This window comes from Microvirga sp. 2YAF29 (assembly GCF_052114605.1).
Taxonomy (GTDB): domain Bacteria; phylum Pseudomonadota; class Alphaproteobacteria; order Rhizobiales; family Beijerinckiaceae; genus Microvirga.
The window spans coordinates 74,895-98,534 of the sequence record NZ_JBFRFB010000009.1; the positions used below are offsets into that span (position 1 = coordinate 74,895).

23 protein-coding genes and 1 tRNA gene are annotated in these 23,640 nt (G+C 60.4%); 11 read left to right on the forward strand and 13 right to left on the reverse strand.

From position 1 onward, the window contains the following. Nucleotides 1-52 precede the first annotated feature (52 nt). Both AB4Y85_RS13455 and AB4Y85_RS13460 read left to right on the forward strand, forming a co-directional pair. Nucleotides 53-1,225, forward strand: coding sequence for a calcium-binding protein (locus tag AB4Y85_RS13455; RefSeq protein WP_441985417.1), 1,173 nt, complete (start codon nt 53-55; stop codon nt 1,223-1,225). A 317-nt stretch (nt 1,226-1,542) separates the two neighbouring features. Then, nucleotides 1,543-2,001: a YbaK/EbsC family protein gene (locus AB4Y85_RS13460; RefSeq protein ID WP_441985418.1), complete on the forward strand. Its 459-nt coding sequence runs from the start codon at nt 1,543-1,545 to the stop codon at nt 1,999-2,001. A gap of 420 nt (nt 2,002-2,421) precedes the next feature. Here the strand turns inward: AB4Y85_RS13460 and AB4Y85_RS13465 are convergent, their stop codons facing one another. The 3 genes from AB4Y85_RS13465 to AB4Y85_RS13475 form a co-directional block, all read right to left on the reverse strand. After that, nucleotides 2,422-3,135 (reverse strand): Crp/Fnr family transcriptional regulator, encoded by a 714-nt coding sequence (locus AB4Y85_RS13465; protein WP_441985419.1) that lies wholly within the window; start codon nt 3,133-3,135, stop codon nt 2,422-2,424. Nucleotides 3,136-3,507: 372 nt separating this feature from the next. Next, complete coding sequence (locus tag AB4Y85_RS13470) at nt 3,508-4,314, reverse strand: hypothetical protein (RefSeq protein ID WP_441985420.1); 807 nt, start codon at nt 4,312-4,314, stop codon at nt 3,508-3,510. Nucleotides 4,315-4,571: 257 nt separating this feature from the next. After that, nucleotides 4,572-4,645: transfer RNA gene (locus AB4Y85_RS13475), tRNA-Gln, on the reverse strand. A 492-nt stretch (nt 4,646-5,137) separates the two neighbouring features. Between AB4Y85_RS13475 and AB4Y85_RS13480 the strand changes: the two genes are divergently transcribed. Then, nucleotides 5,138-7,330, forward strand: a complete 2,193-nt coding sequence (locus tag AB4Y85_RS13480; RefSeq protein ID WP_441985421.1) for a hypothetical protein — start codon at nt 5,138-5,140, stop codon at nt 7,328-7,330. A 95-nt stretch (nt 7,331-7,425) separates the two neighbouring features. On the opposite strand, the gene AB4Y85_RS13485 is transcribed toward AB4Y85_RS13480, so the two are convergent. From AB4Y85_RS13485 to AB4Y85_RS13510, 6 genes are all read right to left on the reverse strand, one after another. Next, nucleotides 7,426-7,701, reverse strand: coding sequence for a hypothetical protein (locus AB4Y85_RS13485; RefSeq protein WP_441985422.1), 276 nt, complete (start codon nt 7,699-7,701; stop codon nt 7,426-7,428). A 350-nt stretch (nt 7,702-8,051) separates the two neighbouring features. Then, nucleotides 8,052-8,612 carry a Holliday junction resolvase RuvX gene (gene ruvX, locus AB4Y85_RS13490; protein WP_441985423.1) on the reverse strand — a complete coding sequence of 187 codons (561 nt, stop codon included), beginning with the start codon at nt 8,610-8,612 and terminating at the stop codon, nt 8,052-8,054. A 190-nt stretch (nt 8,613-8,802) separates the two neighbouring features. Beyond that, nucleotides 8,803-9,939, reverse strand: coding sequence for an ABC transporter ATP-binding protein (locus tag AB4Y85_RS13495; RefSeq protein ID WP_441985424.1), 1,137 nt, complete (start codon nt 9,937-9,939; stop codon nt 8,803-8,805). A 17-nt stretch (nt 9,940-9,956) separates the two neighbouring features. Next, nucleotides 9,957-10,781: a carbohydrate ABC transporter permease gene (locus tag AB4Y85_RS13500; protein ID WP_441985425.1), complete on the reverse strand. Its 825-nt coding sequence runs from the start codon at nt 10,779-10,781 to the stop codon at nt 9,957-9,959. Continuing rightward, entirely contained in the window at nt 10,778-11,761 is a 984-nt protein-coding gene (locus tag AB4Y85_RS13505; RefSeq protein ID WP_441985426.1) for a carbohydrate ABC transporter permease, read from the reverse strand. The genes AB4Y85_RS13500 and AB4Y85_RS13505 overlap by 4 nt, the downstream gene beginning before the upstream one ends. A 5-nt stretch (nt 11,762-11,766) precedes the next feature. Beyond that, nucleotides 11,767-13,029: an ABC transporter substrate-binding protein gene (locus AB4Y85_RS13510; RefSeq protein ID WP_441985427.1), complete on the reverse strand. Its 1,263-nt coding sequence runs from the start codon at nt 13,027-13,029 to the stop codon at nt 11,767-11,769. Between the two features lie 132 nt (nt 13,030-13,161). On the opposite strand from AB4Y85_RS13510, the gene AB4Y85_RS13515 reads away from it, so the two are divergent. Further along, nucleotides 13,162-13,863: a metal-dependent hydrolase gene (locus tag AB4Y85_RS13515; protein ID WP_441985428.1), complete on the forward strand. Its 702-nt coding sequence runs from the start codon at nt 13,162-13,164 to the stop codon at nt 13,861-13,863. Nucleotides 13,864-13,945: 82 nt separating this feature from the next. Here AB4Y85_RS13515 and AB4Y85_RS13520 read toward each other — a convergent pair whose 3' ends face one another. After that, the gene (locus AB4Y85_RS13520) at nt 13,946-14,650 is read right to left on the reverse strand and encodes a hypothetical protein (protein WP_441985429.1); all 705 of its coding nucleotides are present in this window, start codon (nt 14,648-14,650) and stop codon (nt 13,946-13,948) included. A 249-nt stretch (nt 14,651-14,899) separates the two neighbouring features. On the opposite strand from AB4Y85_RS13520, the gene gatC reads away from it, so the two are divergent. The 3 genes from gatC (at nt 14,900) to AB4Y85_RS13535 (ending at nt 17,083) form a co-directional block, all read left to right on the forward strand. After that, entirely contained in the window at nt 14,900-15,187 is a 288-nt protein-coding gene (gene gatC / locus AB4Y85_RS13525) for an Asp-tRNA(Asn)/Glu-tRNA(Gln) amidotransferase subunit GatC (protein WP_441985430.1), read from the forward strand. Nucleotides 15,188-15,302: 115 nt separating this feature from the next. Then, entirely contained in the window at nt 15,303-16,778 is a 1,476-nt protein-coding gene (gene gatA / locus AB4Y85_RS13530; RefSeq protein ID WP_441985431.1) for an Asp-tRNA(Asn)/Glu-tRNA(Gln) amidotransferase subunit GatA, read from the forward strand. Beyond that, complete coding sequence (locus AB4Y85_RS13535) at nt 16,769-17,083, forward strand: hypothetical protein (RefSeq protein ID WP_441985432.1); 315 nt, start codon at nt 16,769-16,771, stop codon at nt 17,081-17,083. The genes gatA and AB4Y85_RS13535 overlap by 10 nt, the downstream gene beginning before the upstream one ends. A 175-nt stretch (nt 17,084-17,258) precedes the next feature. Here the strand turns inward: AB4Y85_RS13535 and AB4Y85_RS13540 are convergent, their stop codons facing one another. Beyond that, nucleotides 17,259-17,957 carry an ArsR/SmtB family transcription factor gene (locus AB4Y85_RS13540; protein WP_441985433.1) on the reverse strand — a complete coding sequence of 233 codons (699 nt, stop codon included), beginning with the start codon at nt 17,955-17,957 and terminating at the stop codon, nt 17,259-17,261. Nucleotides 17,958-18,096: 139 nt separating this feature from the next. Between AB4Y85_RS13540 and AB4Y85_RS13545 the strand changes: the two genes are divergently transcribed. Continuing rightward, the gene (locus tag AB4Y85_RS13545; protein ID WP_441985434.1) at nt 18,097-19,017 is read left to right on the forward strand and encodes a DMT family transporter; all 921 of its coding nucleotides are present in this window, start codon (nt 18,097-18,099) and stop codon (nt 19,015-19,017) included. 64 nt (nt 19,018-19,081) lie between these two features. On the opposite strand, the gene AB4Y85_RS13550 is transcribed toward AB4Y85_RS13545, so the two are convergent. Further along, entirely contained in the window at nt 19,082-19,393 is a 312-nt protein-coding gene (locus AB4Y85_RS13550) for a hypothetical protein (RefSeq protein ID WP_441985435.1), read from the reverse strand. A 221-nt stretch (nt 19,394-19,614) separates the two neighbouring features. Here AB4Y85_RS13550 and gatB point away from each other — a divergent pair, with 221 nt between their 5' ends. From gatB to AB4Y85_RS13565, 3 genes are all read left to right on the forward strand, one after another. Beyond that, on the forward strand, nt 19,615-21,090 hold the full coding sequence (gene gatB / locus AB4Y85_RS13555; protein ID WP_441985436.1) for an Asp-tRNA(Asn)/Glu-tRNA(Gln) amidotransferase subunit GatB: 1,476 nt from the start codon (nt 19,615-19,617) through the stop codon (nt 21,088-21,090). A 61-nt stretch (nt 21,091-21,151) separates the two neighbouring features. Further along, complete coding sequence (locus AB4Y85_RS13560) at nt 21,152-21,787, forward strand: SGNH/GDSL hydrolase family protein (RefSeq protein WP_441985437.1); 636 nt, start codon at nt 21,152-21,154, stop codon at nt 21,785-21,787. 2 nt (nt 21,788-21,789) lie between these two features. After that, complete coding sequence (locus AB4Y85_RS13565; protein ID WP_441985438.1) at nt 21,790-21,948, forward strand: hypothetical protein; 159 nt, start codon at nt 21,790-21,792, stop codon at nt 21,946-21,948. 236 nt (nt 21,949-22,184) lie between these two features. Here AB4Y85_RS13565 and AB4Y85_RS13570 read toward each other — a convergent pair whose 3' ends face one another. Continuing rightward, nucleotides 22,185-23,591, reverse strand: coding sequence for an adenylate/guanylate cyclase domain-containing protein (locus tag AB4Y85_RS13570; protein WP_441985439.1), 1,407 nt, complete (start codon nt 23,589-23,591; stop codon nt 22,185-22,187). Between the last annotated feature and the right edge of the window lie 49 nt (nt 23,592-23,640).

Here is a 23,640-nt window from a genome sequence, read left to right on the forward strand (position 1 = left end):
TTATAACGGAATCTCACTTCGGTGAGTTCTCTGGAAACATGAGGCCCGGTTCATGGCTACCGTTAAATTAAACGCAACTTACATTGGTGCGATTGGTGATACTGGCATTTATCGTGTCGATCTCTCGCAGAGTGGCTTGGCCTCTATCGGGGCCATCTCGGTCTACGACGACAAAGTCATCTCGGGTGGAACGGGAGCGGCCTCGGGTTTCGATCTGGATTTCATGAAAGTCTCGTCGACATTCACGAGTGATCCATCCACGGCATCCGGACTGGTGGGAGACACCATCTTCGACTTCCTCGGCGGCGTCGTCTATCGGCCTGGATTCCTGCAGCCGTGGGATCCGACCGAGCCCCCATCCAGAAGCGCGCCCAATCTTTTCGGCACGGTTGGAGCCAACACCTATAGTTCGGATCTGTCCACGCTCGGTATCAACGATGATAAATTCGTCTCCCTTGGCGAAGGCGGATCGCTCACCGCCTTGCTGAACCAAGCCCTGTCAGGGGGAGGCAAGTACCTCTATTTCGGTGACGATGGCGGCGGCAATGACGGCGTCGAGGTGCAGGTTTCTGGCGAGAGGGCTGCCCCCGCCGTCACCGGCGTGCACATCATCGGGACCGATGGCCACGATACCATCCTGCTCGGACGCGGCATCAATGCCCATATCGGGGCGGGCAACGACACGATCGAAGGTCTGCGCGGAAACGATCGGCTCTTCGCGGCAGGCGGAGACGACAGACTGTTCGGCGCCCAAGGCAATGACATTCTCTATGGCGAGCTCGGCAACGACTGGCTTTATGGAGGAGCGGGCAACGACAGGCTCAATGGTGGGCCCGGCAACGACAAGCTTTATGGCGGAGCGGGGAAAGACCTGCTGATGGGCGGGCCTGGAAAAGATGCATTCGTGTTCGACACCCGGCCTCACAGCCGCGCAAACTTCGACAAGATCCTCGACTATCGGGTCAGAGACGATTCGATCTGGCTCGAGAACACCGTTTTCAAGGGAATCGGTCGAGCAGGGCCGCTGGAAAAGCCTCTCAAACTTCAAGCCAAGTTCTTCTGGAAAGGGAGCGAGGCGCACGATGCCGACGACCGGATCATCTATGATCCCTCGAATGGTGCGCTCTACTACGACCGGGATGGGAATGGAGCAGCCGCGCAGGTGAAGTTCGCTCAGCTGAAGAAGGGGCTTCCCATGAGCCACCACGAGTTCTTCGTCATCTAGAGCATCGGACCCCAAGTGGAATCCCCGTTTGGGTCCAATGTTCACGCTGTTGAAGCAGTGCATCGGGCGGCTCATCGAGTCCGCCCGATGCTTTAGGGACAGCGGAACTTCGCGGCGTGCCTGCAGGAACAAAGGCCGCCCCATCGCCATTGCAGCCGTAAGCAGCTTTTCCTTACGGAGTACCTCTGAATGGCTTACCATGGGCACCAGCGACCTTTGCCACCTTGGTTCCCGATCTTCTTCTTGGTTCTCGTCGGACTTCTTGCGGGTGTGTGGTATTGGTTCGGCTGACCTTACCCGCAAGGAGCCTATCCGGCATGAGCCTTGAATCCGTTCGCGCATTTCTCGCTCAGAACGCACCCGACCTTAAGATCATCGAGATGCCGACCAGCACCGCCACCGTGACTCAGGCGGCCGAAGCGCATGGAGTTGGGCCGGAAAGGATTGCAAAGACATTGTCGTTGCGGGTGGGCGAGCGCCACTTCCTTGTGGTGACGAGCGGCACAGCTCGCCTGGACAATCGTAAGGTAAAATCGACCTTCGGCGGCAAGGCATCCATGTTGGATGCAGAGCAGGTTCTCGCTCTCACAGGTCATCCCGTAGGCGGTGTTTGCCCCTTCGGTTTGGCAACATCCTTACCCGTCTATTGCGATGTCTCATTGAAGGACTTCGAAGAGGTGGTGCCCGCCGCCGGCTCCATCCATGCTGCGGTCCGCATCGATCCAAAGCGCATGGCGGATCTCGTCGGAGCCGATTGGGTCGATGTCTGCCAATAGCATCAGCAGCAATCAGGTTACATTATTCGTGAATGCTCGGGTGCGAATACGCCGTAAATGCTGGCAACTGCGCAGTAATCAGGCAAAAAGAAAGCGCCCGAAAGTGCGGGCGCTATAAGGTTCGGTCCGTAGGGGCAAGTATTGGGACCGTTGGCATTATGATTACTCTACGTGAGGCAAGGTGTCAGTCGGATACCCGACACTAATAAATAAATCTGCTTCAACTTCTGTAGGATACGTGCCCTGATCTAGGCATTCATACTTATTGCATACCTCTTTGTAGGTATCTATACGGTAAGCTCCCGTAGGGGCACTACGGACCGGCGGGTCGCGCACATGGTCAAAAGATCAGGCGCGGCCCTTTTCCATGGGGCATCGGCCAGACGCTTCTTTCCAATCCCCCAAGCCTGCCATGACGCCTCATTTATCGATTGGCGCGTTCAAGGGAAGAAGCTGCAGGTATTTCTCCCGTAGGCGGCCGTAGCACTCGCAGGCGTTTGCCTCGAGGCGCGGGCGGTCGAGAATCCTGATCGTTCCTCGCCCTTGGCTGATCAGCCCCTTCTGCTGAAGGGCGCGGGTTGTTTCGCTCACCGTCGAGCGCTGAACGCCCAGCATCTCAGCCAGGAATTCATGGGTGAGGGGAAGCTCCATCCGTCCTGTTCGGTCAGCTGTGCTGACGATCCAGCGGCAACAGCGCGACTCGACGTTGTGAGCGGCATTGCAGGCAACCGACTGCAAGGTCATGACCATCAGGACTTCCGTGTAACGCGCGGCCATCAGCTGGATGCCGGGGCGGGAAGCGAGCGCTGCTTGAAACTTCTCGCTGGGGATACGCAACATGCTGCCCGGGATTTGCACCAAATAACGACCCAATGTCTCAACACGGATGCCGCTGAAGAGCAGCCCCACCATGGCCTCGCGGCCGAAGGTGGCCATCTCGGCAACGCCGCCGTCCTTCAAATCGCAAACCAGGGCTATGATCGCTGTGGTGGGAAAATAAATATGCCGCAGGATCTCGCCTTCCTGAGCGATGACCGCACCATGAGGCAGCTCAATCTGCGTAAGGTGCGGCTCCAGGCACCGGTAGTCCTCGGAGCTCAATGTGGCGAGAAGATAATTGTCGATCGTGCCCATCCTGCAAAGACCCTACACTCACTCTCGATCAACCCGAAGAGGATACTCATGATTTTTGAGCGTGCCAACGTTCATTGCGTGAGGTGCCAGCGGAGGAGATGAATGTTCCGCCTGGAATGGCCAATCGATTGACGGGTCTGCCGATCATCTTGCAGCCTTTGGAACGGTCGGTCTCCATGGCGCTGATGAGTTCGCATTGATCGCAACGGAGGTATCATCTCGCGAGTTGATGCAGGGATCGCTTGCGCAGACACGGCGCTGTACCGGGCAAGAAGATCCGGACGAAACCGCATTGAAGTCGCTGCCAGGACGCGAAAGGGCGACGCAGCGGTTGTGCGCGAACAGGTCGTGTCGGGAGAGGGCGACAGAATACTAGTCTATGGCCTTGAGCACGCTCAGGGAATGAATCATCTGGAAGTCCGAGTGCTTGGTCTTCGGCGCGTAGACCAGCTCCCATCCGAATGGGCAGCCCAAAGCAACCGCCTGGCTCTGGCCAAGCTCGAAGGTCCGCTCGCCGCGATCCTTGCGTTGCTCCCCTTGACGCTGTGCCTCAGGCATCATGGTCAATTCGGGGTCGTCGGGATCGTCGTCGTCGGTGCCGAGATAGATTGTGATTGGCGCTGCCAAATAGGCCCGCAGCCTCTCTTGCTCCTTTGCGCCATCGTAGACGCCGCCCATGCCGAAAGGAACCGCCTCGCCATCAGGATAGCTGCCCAGCAGCGGCAGCACATGCGTCGAGGCATTGGCGATGATGATACGCTCTGCCTCGATCTGCTCGAATGCGGCAACGCGCGACAGAAACTGCCCGCCGGCCGAGTGACCCCAGCACCAGTAAGGCAGTGTCGAGTCCATCTCCTTCCGCGCCCATTCGGCGAGGAGAGCGACGAAGCGTGTGGTCCACTGCCTGGGAGGCTTAAGATCGCCGGAGGCGTTTATCAGGCCGCCACGATGGTAGTCGTGGCCGGAAAACCGGCCTTTGTCGAACAGCGGCGCAGCGACCACGAAGCCCTCGAGGTCGGCGAGGTCGATGGCGTAGTCGCGGTAGTTCCCAGCCGTGCGCGAATTGCCGTGATAGACGAGCAGGATACCGTTGATCGTGCCGCTCGGCCTGTAAGTGTAGACATCGAAGTCGACCCCATCGAGGGTTGCCTGCATCAGGCCGGAGCCGGTTAGGAGCATGATCATGCCTAAGCGTTACTAGCCGGGCCGCCCCGACAGTGGGAAATTGCACCGCAACCAAAGTCCACCGGTTCGGCACGGGTGCCTAGAAGCTAAATGGAGGTACGACCGGCGTGATGAACCAAAAGAAGAGCCGACTTCAAAAGTCGTGAGGGGACTGCGAGCGAAGGCCAATATGTCTAAACAGCCGTAAAACGGGTGTCTGAACGCTTCTCTCGAATTGTCTGGAAGTGCCGCTAAGTTACTGAAAACGAAAGTGGCTGGGGAACCTGGATTCGAACCAAGACTAGCGGAGTCAGAGTCCGCTGTTCTACCATTAAACTATTCCCCACCAAGCTTTTGAAATCCTTCACTCTTCCGGAGAAATGTTCGATCCGGTGCGAAGGAGTCTCCAACGGCGTCGTGGATGGGTGCAGATAGGCTGCTTTTGCGGGGGCGTCAACCCCATTCTATGCGCTTTTGGGGTCTAAAAATGTGGAAGCGTAACCGTCTCAGGGCGCGCTCCAGGGCTCAGTCATCCAGGGAGCCGTCCTCAGGGTATCGCTAATTGGGCGTGACGCGTGTTTCTTTTATGCTCGGCAGACGCACCACAGCGACAAGCCTGTATGAGCTAGTCTCTCACGGACTTGGTTCAGGCCCAGGCTCGCGCGATAGTCTGCGTTACTCTCGCTTAGGCTGTATCGGAGAAGGCCCGTTTATAGCGGCGTGCCCTGCGTCGGCATGACTGTAGAACCTATCTGTTCAACGAGAGACACCCCAGCGGAAGGCATGGCATGGATCGAGCTTGTGTTTGCCAGACCCTCTCCAAAAGGAAACCGTGACAATGCCAAAGCCGACACTGTGGGGCCAGCCTTTCAAGCTCAATGCGACTGATGCGGCCGCTCAGCTCAATGTCAAGCTGCAGGCGTTCAAGGACGGCAGCTTCGTGGCAGTGTGGGAGGACCTGAGCGGAACGGGTGGCGACACCAGCGGCCGGGCCATTCGTGGACAGTTGTTTAAAGCTGACGGCTCACCGAAGGGCGGGGAGCTTCTGATCAACACGACGACGGCTGGCGATCAGATGAACCCGGAGCTGGCCGTATTGGACGATGACCGCTTCGCTGTCACATGGGAGAGTGTACAAGGTACCACTGGTGGCATTCGTGCAAGTGTATTTAATTCCGAAGGATTACTTTTCGATACGGAAAAGCTTGTCTTTTCGTTCATTGGCCGCCAACAGAAATATTCCAAAGCTGCTTTTGTGAAAGATGGCAATAACAAAGATTGGTTGATTGTCGGTAATAGTGATTATTATGCTGATCAGGTGTATCGAACTGGTTATCGCCTCGAGCCAACATCTGTTGTTCAAGCGTATCAGTCTACTAACAATGACTATGCTCCTACATCCGAGGTCGAGATGGTCGGATTAGGAGATCGTTACGCTATCTTCAGTAAATGGAGAGGGCTAAGCTTCGCCCTTAACATTTTTAGGACTGATGGTGCTTCGCATAGGATTGCATTGCCAGCCTCGACAGCCAATTACGCTAAGGACCAATTAGACACGGCTGTGCTGGCGGATGGCAAGTTCGTGCTGGTCTACCGCACGACGGACCTTGTCGATGGGTCCAGCAGCTCGATCCGGGCGCAGATGTTCAACAACGACGGCACGTTGTTCGGCTCCGACTTCCAGGTCAACTCGTCTACCACAGGTGCTCAGACCACGCCTCAAGTGACGGCGTTGGCCACCGGCGGTTTCGCGATCGTCTTCAACGACTATGTTGACAGCAACGACGTCGCCCGCATCCGCACCTTCGACGCTAAAGGCGTTCCGCAGGGCAATGACGAGCGCATCTTCGCCACCCACGGTCAGAACGGCCCCACCATTACGGGCCTGGCTGACGGACGCATCATGTTCGCCTGGACAGAAAACTCGACCGGCACCAATGACGGCGTCGACATTCGCGGCCAGATCTTCGACATGCGCACCAGCGCCGTGACCGTCAAAGGCACGGCTGGAGCCGACCACTATTATGGCACCGCTTGGAACGACACCTTCACGGGCGCTGGCGGCAACGACACCCTTGAGGGCGGCGGCGGCACGAATACAGCGATCTTCTCCGGGAATGCGTCCGCCTATACGGTGACTCAAAACAGCGATGGAACCACCACAGTCACCGGTCCGGACGGCACCGACACCCTCAAGAATATCCGCATCCTGCAATTCAAGGACCAGACTGTGTTGCCGGCAGGAAATACTGCTCCATCGGCGCCTTCGCTGTCGAGCACGCAAGCGTCCGAGGACATGCTCACGACCTCAATTGTGGCGACGCTTGCGAGTGCTGATGCCGACGGGGATCCGCTCACCTACAGCCTGGACGCGACCGACGGGCCGTTCCGGATTGATGGCAACCTGCTTGTGCTGACTGGTTCTCTCGACTTCGAGACCAAGGCCCAGCACAGCGTGACGGTCCGGGCCTCCGATCCGTTTGGCGGCACCTCGACGTCGGTGTTCACCGTAAATGTGCTCGATGCAGTCGAGACGACCCCGTTCACCTTGCGCGGCACGGCCGGCGTGGATCGCCTTGAAGGTGAGGCGGGCAATGACGTGATCTACGGGTTGGCCGGCAACGATACCCTGCTGGGTGAGGCGGGTAACGACAAACTCTCTGGCGGAGCGGGCAAGGACGTGCTCACCGGCGGGGCCGGTCAGGACATCTTCGTGTTCGATACCAAGTTGTCGAAGTCGTCGAAGGTAAACAAGGCGAACATCGACCGGATCGTCGATTTCAGCGTGAAGGACGACACGATCCATCTGGCGAAGAGCGTGTTCACGAAGATGGCGAAGAAGGGTGTGATCAAGTCGGGCGAGTTCTACCAGGGCACCAAGGCGCACGACCGGGACGATCACGTCATCTACGACAAGAAGACGGGGGCCTTGTACTACGATGCAGACGGTACGGGATCGCAGGCGCAGGTTCAGATCGCCACGCTCTCCAAGAACCTCAAGCTCACCTATAAGGACTTCTTCGTCATCTAAGACAAAGAGTATTTGGCTGAGTGGAATACCAACCCCGCTGGCTTCGGCTGGCGGGGTTTCATTTTTGAAATTCGGGCAGGCGACCGTCAATAATCTTAGTTTCGAAGCTTCTTGAGCTCCCGCATCAGCCGTTCGTTTTCCTCCTTGAGTTGCCGGATTCTCGACTCCGCCGCCTTGGCATGATCAATCCCCCATTCGTACACTGTCCTGATAATAACGTTTCCCGAACTCTCCACTGTCTTCGGATTCAGCAGATCCCACCACGTTGTATTCAGCGATTTAATCAGGCGGTGGGCCGCGAGAGCTGCGGAGGCCCGCTCTCCCGGGTGATCAGAACCGAGCATCCCGAGAATTCTAACCAATTTCGTCATTTGTCCAGATCGCATCTTTTGCTCCCTGGGCGCGAATTTAAGAGACCTATTGCTGATTGAGCAGCGGCAAAAGCGCGGCCCTCTCCTGCGCGAGGCTATCTTGCTCTCTGAAACTAAACGTGTAATATAATTCCACACTAGCGAATGCACTTCGCCCGCAGATGAGCGCCGTCTTTCAGGGCCAAGGCCTGCTTGTCCTGAACATTGCATTCCCAAATTTCAATCTCAGAGATCCTTAGTCGGGAACAGCCTAACAGCGTGGCCGCTGACTGCCTGTGCCCTGACGGATTCCGACGAGCTGGCAGCGTTCTTCTTGCGTTTAAAAAGCGCCTCGTCGGGATCGGCCCGGCTCAGTCGTCCAGGGAACCGCTTTCCGGCGTGCGATCCATGCCGAGGCTTGCCCGGTAGTTCGCCTCATCCTCGGCGTCCGCCGCGTCGGCGGCGATCCGCTCGTGGCGGTCGAGGGCGCCCTGGAGGATGTAGGCGGCGGCCATCTTGTCCACGGCGTCGGCGCGCTTGGCACGGGAGGCATCCGCGTCCAGCAGGGTGCGGGTGACGACCATGGTGGACATGCGCTCGTCCCAGAACAGGACGGGCAGGGGCAGGATGGGCTTGAGATTGCGGACGAAGGCGCGGGTCGCCTGGGAGCGTGGGCCCTCTGTGCCGTCCATGTTGAGGGGCAGTCCGAAGACCAGGCCGCCGACGTCATGACGCTCGGCGAGCGCCCTGATCTGTTGCGCGTCGGGCGTGAATTTCACCCGCTTCACGGTCTCCAGCGGCGTCGCGATCCGCCGCTCCACGTCGGAGAGGGCAAGGCCGATGGTCTTGGTGCCGAGATCGACCCCGATGAGGCGCGCGCGGGGGCTTAAACCTTCGATGAACGCTATCAGCTCGTCGTCCCGAGAGAGCATGGGCGGCCTCCTTACATCCTGACCGGTCACAGCCAGTATAGAGGAAGTTCGCTCGCGTCGAGCGAGAGGTTTATGGCATTCAGTGTCATCCCCGGCGAGCCGAAGGCGAGGGAAGGGGATCCATAGCGCATCGTGTGGGGGTGGATTCCCTTCCGCTCACTACGTTCGGCCGGGAATGACACGAGGGCGATCAGGCGGCGCTGCTTGTGAGACGCGGCGAGGAGGGAGCCGGGCTCGTCGCACGGCTCAGAGACGGCAGAGCTTCACCCGTTTGCCGGAAGAGGTGGCAGGATTCCCGCGAGAGCGCGAGCGTGACCTCGCTTCCGGCCTTCATATCGGCATCGCCCGGCATGCGGACGGTCATGCGGTTGCCGTGGCCCGCATCCACATAGAGAAGATGGTTCTCGCCGAGTTCCTCGACCAGCTCGATTTGGCCACTGAGACTGCCTTGCGGGCTTACCTCGACATGATCCGGCCTGATGCCCAACGTCGCGGTTTCGCCAGGCTTCACGCCATCGCCTGCAACAGGAACGGAGATCGTGCTCCCGTTCGGCAGGCGAACCTGCACGCCGTCAGCACCCGCCTGCACGACCTCGCTCTCGATGAAGTTCATCTGAGGGGAGCCGAGAAAGCCTGCGACGAACAGGTTGGCGGGATGGTGGTATAGCTCAAGCGGCGTGCCGACCTGCTCGATGCGGCCTGCATTGAGCACCACGATGCGGTCGGCGAGCGTCATCGCTTCCACCTGATCGTGCGTCACGTAAATCATGGTGGCGCCGGTATCAGTGTGAAGCTTCGCGATCTCGATGCGGGTCTGCACGCGCAGGGCCGCGTCGAGATTGGAAAGCGGTTCATCGAAGAGAAACACCTTCGGATCGCGCACGATGGCGCGGCCGATGGCGACGCGCTGACGCTGACCGCCGGAAAGCTGCTTGGGCTTGCGGTCGAGGAGGGTTTCGATCTGCAACATGCGGGCGGCTTCGCGGACCTTGGCGTCGATCTCGGACTTGGAGGATTTCGCCAGCTCCAGCCCGAACGCCATGTTGTCGTAGACATTCATGTGGGGATAGAGCGCGTAAGACTGGAATACCATCGCGATGCCGCGCTTTGCGGGCGGCAGATCGTTCACGCGCTCATTGCCGATCATGAGATCGCCGGCGGAGATGTCTTCGAGGCCCGCGATCAGGCGGAGCAGGGTCGATTTTCCGCAGCCGGACGGGCCGACGAAGACGATGAACTCGCCGTCCTTGATGTCGAGATCGACGCCATGGATCACATGGGCTTTCCCAAAGGATTTGCGGACATTTTTGAGAACGACATCAGCCATATCGAAATTCCTTGACGTTACCCTTTGACCGCGCCGGCGGTGAGGCCCGCCACGATCTTGCGCTGGAACACGAGCACGAGCGCAATGATCGGCAGGGTCACGATGACGGAGGCCGCCATGATCGTGCCCCAGGGCAGCTCGTAAGCGGTCGAGCCGCTCATGAGCGCGATGGCGGGCGGCACGGTGCGCCGCTCGTTGGTCAGGGTGAAGGTGAGGGCGAAGAGGAACTCGTTCCACGAGACGATGAAGGCGAGAAGCCCCGTGGTGACGGCGGCGGGCGCCATGAGCGGCAGGAATACCCGGCGTACCACGATCCAGGGCGTCGCGCCATCGACGAAGGCGGCTTCCTCGATCTCCTTCGGCAATTCACGCATGAAGGTAGTCAGCACCCAGACCGTGAAGGGCAGGGTGAGCATGAGATTGGCGAGGATGAGGCCGGGCAGGGTGTTGTAGAGCCCGAAGCTGCGGATCAGCTCGAACATGCCGGAGAGCACCGCCACCTGCGGGAACATGGAGACCCCGAGGATCGTCATGAGCAGCAGCGAGCGCCCCCCGAAGCGAATGCGCCCGAAGGCATAGGCCGCCGTGATGCCGAGGCCCAACGAGATCGCGACGACCGAGCCCGCGACGGCTATGGAGTTGAAGATGTTCGTGCCGAAGGGCTGGCGCTCGAACACGGCGATGTAGTTCGAGATGTCGAAGCTCTCAGGCCAATAGGCGATGGTGAAGAGCGCCGCGCCGGACCGGAAGGATGAGATCACCGCGTAGTAGAACGGGAAGATGGAAAACAGGCCGATGATGGCGACGAGAAGCCAGAAGCCGATGCGGGTGAGGATTTTCATCGCGCATCTCCATCGAGACGAACACGCCCCACCGCCATGGTGATGACGATGAGAAGGGCGATGATGAGGAAGATGAGGGTTGAGGCGGCGGAGCCCAATCCAACCTCCTGAAAGTCCACGAGCTGCTGGCGGGCGAAGACGGACATGGAGGCCGTGTCGCGCGAATTGGCGGTGAGCACATAGATCAGGTCGAACACGCGAAGCGCATCGAGCGCGCGGAAAATAACCGCGACGATGAGCGCTGGCTTGATCAGCGGCAGCGTCACGCGGAAGAACACTCTGACCGGGTGCACGCCATCCACCTTCGCGGCCTCATAGATATCGCCGGGCAGCATCTGGAGGGCCGCGAGGATGAGAAGCGCCATGAAGGGCGTGGTCTTCCACACATCGACCATGACGACGGTCCACAGGGCCGTGTCGGGGTTCGCGGTCCATGTGATGGGTGCCGCGATCAGGCCGAGGCGCAGGAGCATGTCGTTGATGACGCCGAACTGGTCGTGCAGCATCCAGTTCCACATCCGGGCGGAGACGACGGTCGGAATCGCCCATGGAATGAGAATGACGGCGCGCATGATGCCGCGTCCGGGAAAGGATGCGTTGAGGATCAGCGCGACGATGATGCCGAGAACGGTCTCGATGGAGACGGAGACGAGGGTGAACCACACCGTATTCCAGACGGAGTGCCACCAATCGGGATCGGTAAGCAGGCCCAGCCACTCGCCGTCATAATTGGCGAGGTAGTTCTCGAAGCCGATGAATTCATAGTCGTTGAGATTGTTCAGGCTGGCATCGGTGAAACTGAACCAGATGGTCCGCGCCAGAGGCCAGCCTGCGATGAGCGCGAGGATGATCAGGGTCGGGGCGATGAAGATCCACGCTGCCCTGATGCGCGAGCGGGTGAGGGAGGAGCGGCTGCCCTGCGCGGTCTCCCGCGCAAGGGCCGGCTCTTGAGCCGACTTTTGGGCAACCGCGCTGCTCATGACGATTACCAGCCGTTGCGCTTGATCCGCTTCAGGTCACGGTCGAGGCGGTTGAGCTCCTGCTCTGCTTGAGAGCGCTTCGAGAGCACCTGATGCACCGCGTTGAAGAACTCGGTCGAGACCTTGTTGTAGTTCTGGCCCGTCACGGATGCAGGGCGCGCCACCGCGTTGGTGAACACGTCGCGCAGATCGCCGATGAAGGGGCTCGCCTTCGTCACGTCCGCATCGGTGTAGAGCGACACGATGGTGGGGTTGAAGGAGCCCTCGATGGCGCGGCGCTTCTGCTCTTCCGTGCTCGTCAGATACATGACGAGATCGGTCGCGGCGTCAGTGTTCTTCGAATATTTCGACACGGCGAGAAGCTGGCCGCCCAACGTACCCGCATGGCGGCCATCCGCGCCGCCTTTCGGCAGTGGTGCGATGCCGACCTTGTCCTTGATGGTGCTGTCGCCGCCTTGCGCCAGCGCCCAGGCATAGGGCCAGTTGCGCATGAAGGCGGAATTACCGGCCTGAAAGGCGCCGCGTGCTTCCTCTTCCGTGTAGTTGAGAACACCCTCGGGCGTGATCGTGCCGACCCAGCCGCTGGTCGCCTTCAGGGCCTCGGCAGCCTTCGGATTATCGACCGTTATCTCGCCCTTCTCATCCACGATGGTGCCGCCGTTGTAGGAGGCGATCCATTCGAGCGCGACGGTGGTCAGGCCCTCATAGGCACGGCCCTGCCAGACATAGCCCCAGAAATCGCCCTTGCCCGCTTTGCGCTCGCCGTCCTGGATGATGCGGGCGGTCTCGCTCAGGTCGGCCCAAGTCTGCGGAACCTGGCGGTTGTATTTCTGAAGCAGGTCGGTGCGGTAATAAAGCAGGCCCGCATCGGCGAACCAGGGCATCGCCATGAGCTTGCCGTCGACGCGGCTCGTTTCCACCATGGCGGGCAGGTGCTGGCCGACCACGCTCTGGCCCTTGGCGGTCAGGTCCTGCAGATGCTGGCCGAGAATTCCCGTCCACACCACGTCGATCTGGAACACGTCGATGTCACCCGCACCAGCGGCCAGAAGCTGCTGATAAAGCGCGAGGCGTTCGGTGGCGGAGTTGGGGGTCGATACGATCTTGACAGTGTTGCCTGTCTTCTTGGCCCAGGCATCGACACCCTGCTTGCAGATCTCATATTCCTTGCCGAGCGCGCTGCATGAGATCGAGACTTCGACGGCGGAGGCGCTCGCCGATGCAAGAAGTCCAGCGGCAAGAGTGAGAGAGGTGAGCAGGCGTGACATGGCTATCCTCCAACGGCTTTAAGAATTATTGCTTAGCTTCATAAGACTCGACGGAACTTTTTGTTCCTTTGGAACATGGCCGTTCGCAGGCATCGCCCCATCTCCATGCTCCTGGAATCGAAGGATACCCTCATGAAAATCACCTGGTACGGCCATTCCGCCTTCCGTCTCGACTTCGCCGACAAGGCCGTTCTCATCGATCCGTTCTTTACGGGGAACCCGGCCTTCGAGGGCGACCGCGCGAAGATCCTCGACGGCGTGTCCCATGTGCTCCTGACCCACGGCCACGGGGATCACGTGGGCGATACATTAGAGATCGCGAAGCAGACCGGCGCCAAGGTGGTCACGAATTTCGAGCTGTGCATGTACCTGGCCGAGCAGGGCCTGAAGAACTTCGACCCCATGAATACGGGAGGCACGACGGATCAGGACGGCTTCACCGTTACATTGGTGCGGGCGGATCATTCGGCGGGCCTTGTAGAGATGGGGGTGAATTATCCCCTCGGTAGCGCCAACGGTATTATCGTGAAGGCCCCGGGCGAACCCACCGTCTATCATATGGGTGACACGGATATTTTCGGCGATATGGCTCTGATCGCCGAAATTCATCAGCCGGACGTGGTCATTGTGCCCATCGGCGACCGCTTCACCATGGGGCCCGAGGTCGCCGCCCTCGCGATCCAGCGCTTCTTCAGCAACGCGAAGGCGGTCATCCCCTGCCACTACGCCACGTTCCCGCTCCTCGTGCCGAACGCGGACCGCTTCGTGGCCACCATGGAAGGGAAGGGCGTCCAGGTTGTGGTGCCGCATAAGACGGTGGCGGTGAAGTTTTAATCACATCGTATAAGCAATTCGCGCCCCTGGTTTGAAAGCCAGGAGCGCGGAGGATAGAAGCCAAGCGCTTCGTTTCGCGAACCTACTTGACGCCTGCGCGGAAGGTCGTGAAGCGGAGCCGCTTTCCTGCCTCCTGGAAGATTTCGCGGAGCTGAGCCTGTTCGTCCGCGGATGTAAGGGCTGCGATGACTGAAGCCGTCTTCGTCTCGAAGAAGCCTACTTCGTCGCTTTTGATTTCGAGAATGCCCGCATCCAGGATTTCACCGGACTTCACCTCGATCACGTTTGCGCCTTTGATGGGAGCGGCATGGCCGGTCTCTGCCGCAAACAGGTTGGAGTGGTCGCCGCCAATCCAGGTCTTCTTTCGACCTTGCTCACAGAGGATATTGGTTACAACGTAGGAACCGGGCACGATGGTAACGAACTGGTCCTTGCGGCCTTTGTTCGTGTCAGCAAAAAGTCCCTTGAAATCCAGGGTTATTCCTTTGGCAAAAAATTCACCCATGGCCTGTAACTGGGGTTTCCTATCCAAGTCTGTGACGTAGCCGATATCGACAAAGCGGCTCATGTCCATTTGCCCACGATTAATCGGTCGTAGTCGTGCGACGCCTCTGCAGCCTTCCCCATCTTTCTGGACACGGACGAGAATGATGGCTGGCTCGCTACTCCGTGCTTGGCGCTGCGAACCTTTCTGGGGCGCTTCTTTCGCTACTGCATTGGGCGAGGCGCTTCCGAGGACGGCGGTAATGGCCACCAGAAAACCCATTTTCACCCAACCAGCACTCATAACCCAACCCCTTCGGCAAGCCGATTTGCAATTTTTCCTGATTGTTAAATGTAACATTGATGCGGGACTGTCCAGCCCTGGTGAGCCCCTATGCCGGGGGATCCCCTCCGAGCGTTAGGCCCCTTTTCCCCCTGGTCGCATCTTCTGTCAGGATGGTAAGGGGCAGACTTCCGTTGCATCCGAAGTTGCGGCTTTGGGCGGGCGGGTGCTATAGCCCGCCCATCGGAATTCCAAAGGGTATGACCATCCATGTCGGTCGATGAGAAAACGGTCCGCCGCATCGCCCATCTGGCGCGCATTGCCGTGACGGATGCGGAGGTGCCTCACCTCCAGGACGAGCTCAATGCGATTCTCTCCTTCGTCGAGCAACTCAACGAAGTGAACGTGGACGGCGTGGAGCCTATGACCTCCGTGACCCCCATGGTCATGAAGAAGCGCCAGGACGGCGTGACCGATGGCGGCTATCCGGACAAAATCGTCCAGAACGCCCCCGCTACGGAAGACAACTTCTTCCTGGTGCCGAAAGTGGTCGAATAAGAACCCGTCATCCCGGCTGTAGCATGAGCTTAAGAGCCGGGATCGCCAAATCCAGTTTCTTCTTCCAGACGATCCCGGGTTCTACTGCGTAGCCCCGGGATGACAGGATGATCCAGTGACCGAACTGACCCATCTCACGATTGCCGAAGCCCGCGACGGCCTGAAGGCCAAGACCTTTTCCGCCGCCGAACTGGCTCAGGCCCATGTCGCCGCCGTCGAGAAGGCGAGGGCGCTGAACGCCTATGTGCTCGAGACGCCCGAGAAGGCGCTCGCCATGGCGAAGGCCTCCGACGAGAAGATCGCCAAGGGCGAGGTCCGCCCGTTGGAAGGCATTCCGCTCGGCATCAAGGACCTGTTCTGCACCGAAGGCGTGGTTTCCACCGCCGGGTCCAAGATCCTCGGCAACTTCAACCCGCCCTACGAATCCACCGTCACCCGGAACCTGTGGAACGACGGCGCCGTGATGCTCGGCAAACTCAACATGGATGAGTTCGCCATGGGCTCCTCCAACGAGACCAGCGCCTTCGGCCCTGTGGTTTCGCCTTGGAAGCAGGGCGACAGGAAGCTCGTGCCCGGCGGCTCCTCCGGCGGTTCGGCGGCGGCTGTGGCCGCTCACCTGTGCCTGGGTGCGACTGCCACCGATACCGGCGGTTCGATCCGCCAGCCCGCAGCCTTCACCGGCACGGTCGGCATCAAGCCGACCTATGGTCGCGTCTCCCGCTGGGGCACGGTGGCTTTCGCCTCGTCGCTCGATCAGGCAGGCCCCATCACCCGCACCGTGCGCGATGCCGCGATCATGCTGCGCTCCATGTCCGGCGCTGACGCCAAGGACACCACCTGCGTGGATATGCCGGTCCCGGATTACGAGGCCGCCGTCACGCGCGGCGTGAAGGGCCTGAAGATCGGCATTCCGAAGGAATACCGCATCGACGGCATGTCGCCCGAGATCGAGAAAATCTGGCAGCAGGGCATCGAGTGGCTGCGCGCGGCCGGCGCCGAGATCGTCGACGTCTCCCTGCCGCACACGAAATACGCTCTGCCGGCCTATTACATCGTGGCCCCGGCGGAGGCCTCCTCGAACCTCGCCCGTTATGACGGCGTGCGCTACGGCCTGCGTGAGAACGGCAAGGACATCGTCGAACTCTACGAAAAGACCCGTGCCGCCGGTTTCGGCCGTGAGGTCAAGCGCCGCATCATGATCGGCACCTATGTGCTCTCGGCGGGCTATTACGATGCCTATTACGTGCGCGCGCAGCAGATCCGCACGCTCATCAAGCAGGACTTCGAGAAGGTCTATGCTGAAGGAGTTCACGCCATCCTGACCCCCGCCACCCCGTCCGCCGCTTTCGGCATCGGCGAGAAGGGCTCGGGCGATCCGGTCGAGATGTATCTCAACGACATCTTCACGGTGACGGTGAACATGGCGGGCCTGCCAGGTCTCGCGGTTCCCGCCGGTCTCGATGCTCAAGGGTTGCCGCTCGGCCTCCAGCTCATCGGCCGCGCCTTCGACGAGGAGACCCTCTTCGCCGTCGGTCAGGTGATCGAGGATGCCGCGGGCCGCATCAAGCTGCCTCAGGCCTGGTGGGCTTAAATCACGTGCATCCCACCGTTCCCGTCATCCACCTGTGGGACTGGCTGCCCGCCGCCTTCGATCCGGTTCTGATCCTGGTCGCGGTCACTCTCGGCTGGAAGGCGGATCAGTTTGGCAAGGTGCTCATCGCGGCAATCGCGGCGTTGGGCGTGTCGGTGCTCTTCTCGTGGCTGGTCACCAGCCTCGGCATTCCCTGGATCGCGCCGATCCGCTCCGATGCGCTGACGCTGTTCCCGGTGCGGGTGGGGTCGGCGATTCTTTGGGCCAGCATCGCTTATGGCGCGCGCCGGCTGGCGAAGCGCTGAAAGACCTTTCGGAAAAGCACTACCCTTGTCATTCCGGGGCCGCGTAGCGGAGCCCGGAACCCATAATCACGACGTTTCAAGAAAAGCGCTTTGACCCGAATAGTTTATTCTGCGCCCACGGTGGTTATGGGTTCCGGGCTCGCCTCCGGCGCCCCGGAATGACAAAGGGGAGAGATTACCCAATCTCGATTCCAAACGTCGATTTCAACCCGCCGCGCCCCTCTGCCGTGACAGATAGCGCCCGGCTGTCCTTGATGCGCGCGATCCATCCCAGCTCGAAAAACCGCGTGCAGAGCGCGGCTCCCAAACGTCCCGACAGGTGAGGGCGGCGCTCGCTCCAGTCCAGGCAGGTGCGGCAGGGCGCGCGTGAGCCTTTAGGCCCGGCATCGAGATCGATGCCGAGATCGCAGAGGAAGCGCTGACCTTCCTCCGTAATGACGCCGGCGCTCTCCGAGAGAACCACATGGTTTCTGAGACTCAACGAATCCGCGATGGCGATGCCGAGGCGTCCTGCCAGATGGTCGTAGCAGGTGCGGGCATTGCGCAGCGCCTCGTCCTTCGGGCCGACCGGGCGGTGCCGCCTGGGGCCGAATGAGGCGACGGCCATCAGCGCCTCGATGGCCTGTGCCACCTCGGGAGAGGCGAGGCGGTAATAGCGGTGGCGGCCCTGGCGCTCCAGGGCGATCAGGTTGGCCTCGCTGAGCTTGGCGAGGTGTCCGCTCGTTGTCGAAGCGCCGACGCCGCCATGCCACGCCAGCTCGCCGGCGGTGAGCGCCCGTCCGTCCATGAGGGCGGAGAGGATATTGGCGCGGGCCACATCGCCGATCAGGGCGGCGATTTCCGCGAGCGTGATGCCTGAGACCATGGATGCCATGGACCTGATCCTAGGGAATGGAGGCACGTCGGTCACCAAGCAACATTTCGGTCGCGGCCGAAGCATTCCATGACGACAGCGGCGCGGCCCCGTGCCAGTTTCGCGCCGCATCGAAACAGCAAGAGCAGGTACGATTCCCATGCCGACAGGCCAACACCAGAAGACCAATTACGCTCTTGAGCTTGCCCTGTTGGCAACCCTCGCCAGCCTGTGGGCGGCGGCCTATACCTTCATCAAGGTCGGGGTCGAGACCATTCCGCCCATCACCTTCATCGCGACGCGCACCCTGATCGCCGGAAGCCTGTTGGTCCTGATCATGCACTTGCGAGGAGTGAGCCTTCCGCGTGACCGCGCAAGCTGGCGCAATTTCATGATCCAGGCCTGCCTCAACAGCGCCGTTCCCTTCACGCTCATCGCCTGGGCGGAGACATCCATCGATGCGGGTTTGGCCGCGATCCTCAATTCCATGACGCCGGTCTTCACCTTCATGATCACACTGGTCCGGACCCGGCATGAGACGACCGGCATCCGCAAGTTCGCCGGTGTCGTGGTGGGGCTTGCGGGGACCTGCGTGATCATCGGCAATCAGGCTCTCACCCATGTGGGCCAGGAGCTTTACGCGCAGCTCGCGGTGGTTCTGGCTGCCGCATGCTATGCGGGAGCCGCAATCTTTGGGCGGAATTTCAAGAATCTCGATCCCATGGCGCCCGCCGCCGGGTCTCTCCTGTCGGGTGCGATGATCCTCATCCCAATCAGCCTCGTGGTCGATCGACCCTGGACCCTGGCACCGTCTGGCGCCTCGATCATGGCGCTGATCGCGCTGGCCATCTTCTCTACCGCCTTGGCCTTCGTCATCTATTTCCGGCTGATCCATACCTTAGGATCGGTCGGCACGACGGCGCAGGCTTATCTCAGGGTGCCGCTAGGTGTGGCCATTGGCGCATATTTTCTCGACGAAGTTCCCGATACGACGGCTCTGGTCGGGCTGGTCTGCATCCTGGTCGGGGTCGCTCTCATGACCCTTCCGGAAAGAAAGCGCGTTGTTGCCGTTCCAGCATGACCGCATGAAAAAGGGCCTGACCGAGGTCAGGCCCTTGTGACGCAGAAGTTACGCCAGACTACTTTTACTGCTGCGGGGAAGCCGGGGCCGACGGCGAGGCCGGAGCGGCGGGGGCCGCGGGGGACGACGGAGTCATCGGGGTGACCGGGGACGGGCTGGTGCTCGGCGAGGAGCGTTCCGTCTGCGTGCCGGTCGTGCTGCCGGTCGTGCTCGGCTCGTTGCCGCCGTCATAGAAGAGGAAGGCAAGAAGGCCCAGCGCGACAACAAGTCCGCCGATCACGTAGGCAAGAGTGTTGGAACCGCGACGATCAGTTTCGTAGACATTTGTCTCACGATTGTAGACGTTCGGTTCGCGATCCATGGGATCCATAGCCATTTTTAAGCTCCTTGACCGTTTTACCTTCCGTTCAACGCCCAATCTTGGATGCGGTTTCATCCCAGCGTGGCAATTATCTTAAATCCCTGTGCACAAACCATAATTAATCTCGGCCTTATGACGCACTAATCTGAATGCCTGTTCATCTTGAAAGGGGTTGACCCGGTTTCGCGTCGCTCTTACTCCCAAGTCAAACGCAAGATATCAAAGGCGCACGGCTCATGAATGCTCCGGTCAACCCTAAGAAGCTCATCAAAGGCGCGACAGGCGATTGGGAAATCGTCATCGGCATGGAAATTCATGCCCAGGTGACGAGCCAGGCGAAATTGTTCTCCGGCGCCTCCACGACCTTCGGCAACGATCCCAACAGCAATGTCTCCCTCGTGGATGCGGCCATGCCCGGCATGCTGCCCGTCATCAACGAGGAATGCGTGCGTCAGGCGATCCGCACGGGCCTGGGGCTGAAGGCCGAGATCAACCTCAAGAGCACTTTCGACCGTAAGAACTATTTCTATCCGGACCTACCGCAGGGCTACCAGATCAGCCAGTACAAGAGCCCCATCGTGGGCGAGGGCGAAGTGATCGTGGATGTGCCGGAGAGCGGCGAGACGATCACGGTACGCGTCGAGCGCCTGCACCTGGAGCAGGATGCCGGCAAGTCGATCCACGACCTGCACCCGACCTTAAGCTTCGTGGATCTGAATCGCTCGGGCGTCGCGCTCATGGAAATCGTGTCGAAGCCGGACCTGCGCTCGGCCGACGAGGCGCGCGCCTATGTGACCAAGCTGCGCACCATCCTGCGCTATCTCGGCACCTGCGACGGCGACATGGACAAGGGCAGCCTCCGCGCCGACGTGAACGTGTCCGTGCGCCGCCCCGGCGAGGAGCTTGGCACGCGCTGCGAAATCAAGAACGTCAACTCCATCCGCTTCATCGGACAGGCCATCGAGGTCGAGGCGCGCCGCCAGATCGCGATCATCGAGGATGGCGGCAAGATCGACCAGGAAACCCGCCTCTACGATCCGGGCAAGGGCGAGACCCGCTCCATGCGCTCGAAGGAAGAGGCGCACGATTACCGCTACTTCCCAGATCCGGACCTGCTGCCGCTCGAGTTCGACCAGGCTTATGTGGACGAACTCGCCCAGCATCTGCCGGAACTGCCGGACGAGAAGAAGGCCCGCTTCATGGCCGATTACGGCCTGCAGTCCTACGACGCGGGTGTGCTGGTGGCCGAGCGCTCCTCCGCCGACTTCTTCGAGGAAGTCGCCAAGGGCCGCGACGGCAAGGCCGCCGCGAACTGGATCATCAACGAGCTGTTCGGCCGCCTTAACAAGGACGGCAAGGACATCACCGAGTCTCCGGTCTCAGCATCCCAGCTCGGCGGCATCATCGAGCTGATCGGCGAGAACGTGATCTCCGGCAAGATCGCCAAGGACCTGTTCGAGATCGTCTTCACCGAAGGCGGCGACCCGCGCGAGATCGTCGAGAAGCGCGGCATGAAGCAGGTGACCGATACCGGCGCCATCGAGAAGGCCGTGGACGAGATCATCGCAGCCAACCCGGACAAGGTGGAGCAGGCGAAGGCGAAGCCCACGCTGCTCGGCTGGTTCGTCGGCCAGGTGATGAAGCAGACCGGCGGCAAGGCCAACCCGCAGGCCGTCAACGAAATCCTGAAGCAGAAGCTCGGGATCGAGTAAGGCAATCGAAAAACCCGGCAAAGGCTCGCAGCCCTGCCGGGTTTTTTCGAAGCAGGAACCGGTGGCAACGCAACCCAATCCCTTCGCTCCTCATTGGCTGATCCGCGATATCGTGATCAGCGCGCATCGTTCCGCGGTCGGGCCGGGCGGGTTGCTGTTCGTCGGCGACTCCATCGTCGAAGGGTTCTACTGGAACCGCCTTGGATCGCTTCCGGTGCTGAACGCCGGCTATTCCGGCATCTGGGCGGAGGCTCTGGAGCCCAGGATTCCGCTTCTCCTTAAATCTGCCGAGCCTTCGCTCGCGGTTCTTCTTGTCGGCACCAACGATGCGAAGAAGGATTGCAGCGAAGACGGCCTCGATGATGCGGTCAAAAATCTCGACCGGATCATCAGTCATTTCGATGAGGCGGGCGTGCCTCTCATCGCGATGACGCCGCCGCCCATCGAGAAAGCCAAGCGCGTCACCAGCTTCTACTCCACCGATGCCATTGCAGATATGAGCCGCCGCATTGTCGAGACCTGCGATGGCCGCGCCGCCGCCATCGTCGATCTGCAATCGGCATTGTCAGACGATGAGGGCGCCGCGCGCGAAGGAATGACCGTGGATGGCATTCATCTCTCGCCTGAGGGGTATCGCCTGATGCACGACATGTTGGCAGAGACAGTGGCCGCCGTGTTGCCTGAGAGGACCAATTGACCGTGGCGTTGAGGATCGATGTGCCCGTTCTTCGTTCCGTCGTCGATGAGGACGCGCAGGATCTCTTCGGCAAGCGCCTCGGCTTCACGCAGACAGGCGCACAGCGGGATCTCGGCGACATTTCCAACTCGGTCGAATACTTCTTCGAGAAGAATCTCTGAGGCTGTTCATTCACCCTTCGTCATGGCCGGGCTTGTCCCGGCGATCCACGTCTTCGCTTCCAATCCTCCGCCCTCATCCTGAGGAGCCGCTGAAAGCGGCGTCTCGAAGGATCGTCCAGTGTGCGCTGGAGCCTCCTTCGAGACAGCGCTACGCGCTTCCTCAGGATGAGGGCATCGTTGGTGGCAAGACGTGGATCACCGGCACAAGGCCGGTGATGACGTCGGAGATTAAAGCCTCAAGGAATCTCGTAAACGGCGAACTCGTCGTTGATCCCGCGCAGGGTCGTCTTCTGCAAATTGGGGTGAAGGCCTCTCGTTTCGATCAATTCCAGCGCCTCCGGGTTATCGATCACCGTTCCGGTGGCGTAGATCGAGCGTGAGTCCGCCAGCCCCTGCACGCGCGAGGCGATGTTGACGGTCTGCCCGAAATAATCCTGCCGGTCGTTGAGAACCACGGCAAGGCATGGCCCCTCGTGAATGCCGATCTTCAGGAGCAGATCCTCCTCCCCGCGTTCCTCGTTGAGGCTGCGCATGGCATCGCGCATCCTGAGCGCCGCCGCGATGGCATGTTCCGGGTTGGGAAAGGTGGCCATGACCGCATCGCCGATGGTTTTCACCACGGCTCCGGCCTCGGATGCCACGATCTCGTTGACCACGCGGAAATGCTCGCGCACGAGGTCGTAGGCGACGAGATCGCCGACGCGCTCGTAGAGTTCCGTCGAGCCCTTCAGATCCGTGAACAGGAAGGTGAGGCTGGTGATCTTGAGGCGCTGGTCGATATCGAGCGTTTCCGTGCGGTAGATGTCGCGGAAGGTCTGGTTCGTCAGCAGGCGCTTGGCGGTCAGGAAGGGACGCCGCCGCTCCATCAACTTGTGTAGCTCGTCACCCGCGAGCCAGACGGCCGGAAGGGTCCGGTGCTTGGCGTGGTTTTCCAGCAGGAGCCTTACAGGACCGGGGCGGACCTCCAGTATCCGGTTATCCGCGTGAAGCTCGCTCAGGATCATCGATAAATTCTGGCGCTCGCGTGTCGGCTCACCCTTCACATCCAGGAACTGGGCTGCGTGAGTCACAGGATCGAAGACGATCACGAAGCCCGGCGGCAGCTGCAATGACAGGATCACCCGCTCGCCAGCGGGAAGCTCGACCGCATCGAGAACAATGTCTTCGAGCCGCTGCTCGAAATCTTCCGGCAGATCGACGCCTGAGCTCCAGAACACCTGCCGCAGATACTCCGACATCGGGAGCGTATCCGGCTCATGGGCTGCGATCTTGCGCACTCTTGGGCTGACCGTGAAAGTGACTTCCACCATCTCGTCCAGGGTCGGCTCATAGCCAGCCGCGCATAAGGCGCAGCTGTATTCCTCCTGCCTGAGGGATTTCAGGCTGGTGCCTGCATCCAGCACTCCGCCGCAGCCCGGGCAGAGGACGTTCCAGGACATCTCGAAGATCCCGGGCCGCGCCGCGTGCAGGAAGGCGGCAATGGTGCTCTCCTCATCGAGATTGTGCTTCGCCGCGAACGCAAGAACGTTCACGCGGTTCAACTCATGATCGGGGGCATCCTGGATAAGGCGCTCGATCTGATCGACAACGGCACTATTCGCCGATTGTCGTAAAATGGCGAAGAGATTCTGGTTCTCGTTCATGGTGCCACCTCCCTGGAGGGGCGGGCGAGGCCGGCAGTGTCAGGAAAAT

Bases quoted from the DNA above. Each gene is read 5' to 3' on its own strand.
- AB4Y85_RS13495 (WP_441985424.1), bottom strand. From the start codon at position 9,939: ATGGCTGATGTCGTTCTCAAAAATGTCCGCAAATCCTTTGGGAAAGCC.
- AB4Y85_RS13470 (WP_441985420.1), bottom strand. From the start codon at position 4,314: ATGCTCCTAACCGGCTCCGGCCTGATGCAGGCAACCCTCGATGGGGTC.
- AB4Y85_RS13540 (WP_441985433.1), bottom strand. From the start codon at position 17,957: ATGGCATCCATGGTCTCAGGCATCACGCTCGCGGAAATCGCCGCCCTG.
- AB4Y85_RS13500 (WP_441985425.1), bottom strand. From the start codon at position 10,781: ATGAAAATCCTCACCCGCATCGGCTTCTGGCTTCTCGTCGCCATCATC.
- AB4Y85_RS13520 (WP_441985429.1), bottom strand. From the start codon at position 14,650: ATGAGTGCTGGTTGGGTGAAAATGGGTTTTCTGGTGGCCATTACCGCC.
- ruvX (WP_441985423.1), bottom strand. From the start codon at position 8,612: ATGCTCTCTCGGGACGACGAGCTGATAGCGTTCATCGAAGGTTTAAGC.
- AB4Y85_RS13510 (WP_441985427.1), bottom strand. From the start codon at position 13,029: ATGTCACGCCTGCTCACCTCTCTCACTCTTGCCGCTGGACTTCTTGCA.
- AB4Y85_RS13460 (WP_441985418.1), top strand. From the start codon at position 1,543: ATGAGCCTTGAATCCGTTCGCGCATTTCTCGCTCAGAACGCACCCGAC.
- AB4Y85_RS13485 (WP_441985422.1), bottom strand. From the start codon at position 7,701: ATGACGAAATTGGTTAGAATTCTCGGGATGCTCGGTTCTGATCACCCG.
- AB4Y85_RS13455 (WP_441985417.1), top strand. From the start codon at position 53: ATGGCTACCGTTAAATTAAACGCAACTTACATTGGTGCGATTGGTGAT.
- gatC (WP_441985430.1), top strand. From the start codon at position 14,900: ATGTCGGTCGATGAGAAAACGGTCCGCCGCATCGCCCATCTGGCGCGC.
- gatB (WP_441985436.1), top strand. From the start codon at position 19,615: ATGAATGCTCCGGTCAACCCTAAGAAGCTCATCAAAGGCGCGACAGGC.
- AB4Y85_RS13465 (WP_441985419.1), bottom strand. From the start codon at position 3,135: ATGGGCACGATCGACAATTATCTTCTCGCCACATTGAGCTCCGAGGAC.
- AB4Y85_RS13570 (WP_441985439.1), bottom strand. From the start codon at position 23,591: ATGAACGAGAACCAGAATCTCTTCGCCATTTTACGACAATCGGCGAAT.
- AB4Y85_RS13480 (WP_441985421.1), top strand. From the start codon at position 5,138: ATGCCAAAGCCGACACTGTGGGGCCAGCCTTTCAAGCTCAATGCGACT.
- AB4Y85_RS13550 (WP_441985435.1), bottom strand. From the start codon at position 19,393: ATGGCTATGGATCCCATGGATCGCGAACCGAACGTCTACAATCGTGAG.
- AB4Y85_RS13545 (WP_441985434.1), top strand. From the start codon at position 18,097: ATGCCGACAGGCCAACACCAGAAGACCAATTACGCTCTTGAGCTTGCC.
- AB4Y85_RS13515 (WP_441985428.1), top strand. From the start codon at position 13,162: ATGAAAATCACCTGGTACGGCCATTCCGCCTTCCGTCTCGACTTCGCC.
- AB4Y85_RS13505 (WP_441985426.1), bottom strand. From the start codon at position 11,761: ATGAGCAGCGCGGTTGCCCAAAAGTCGGCTCAAGAGCCGGCCCTTGCG.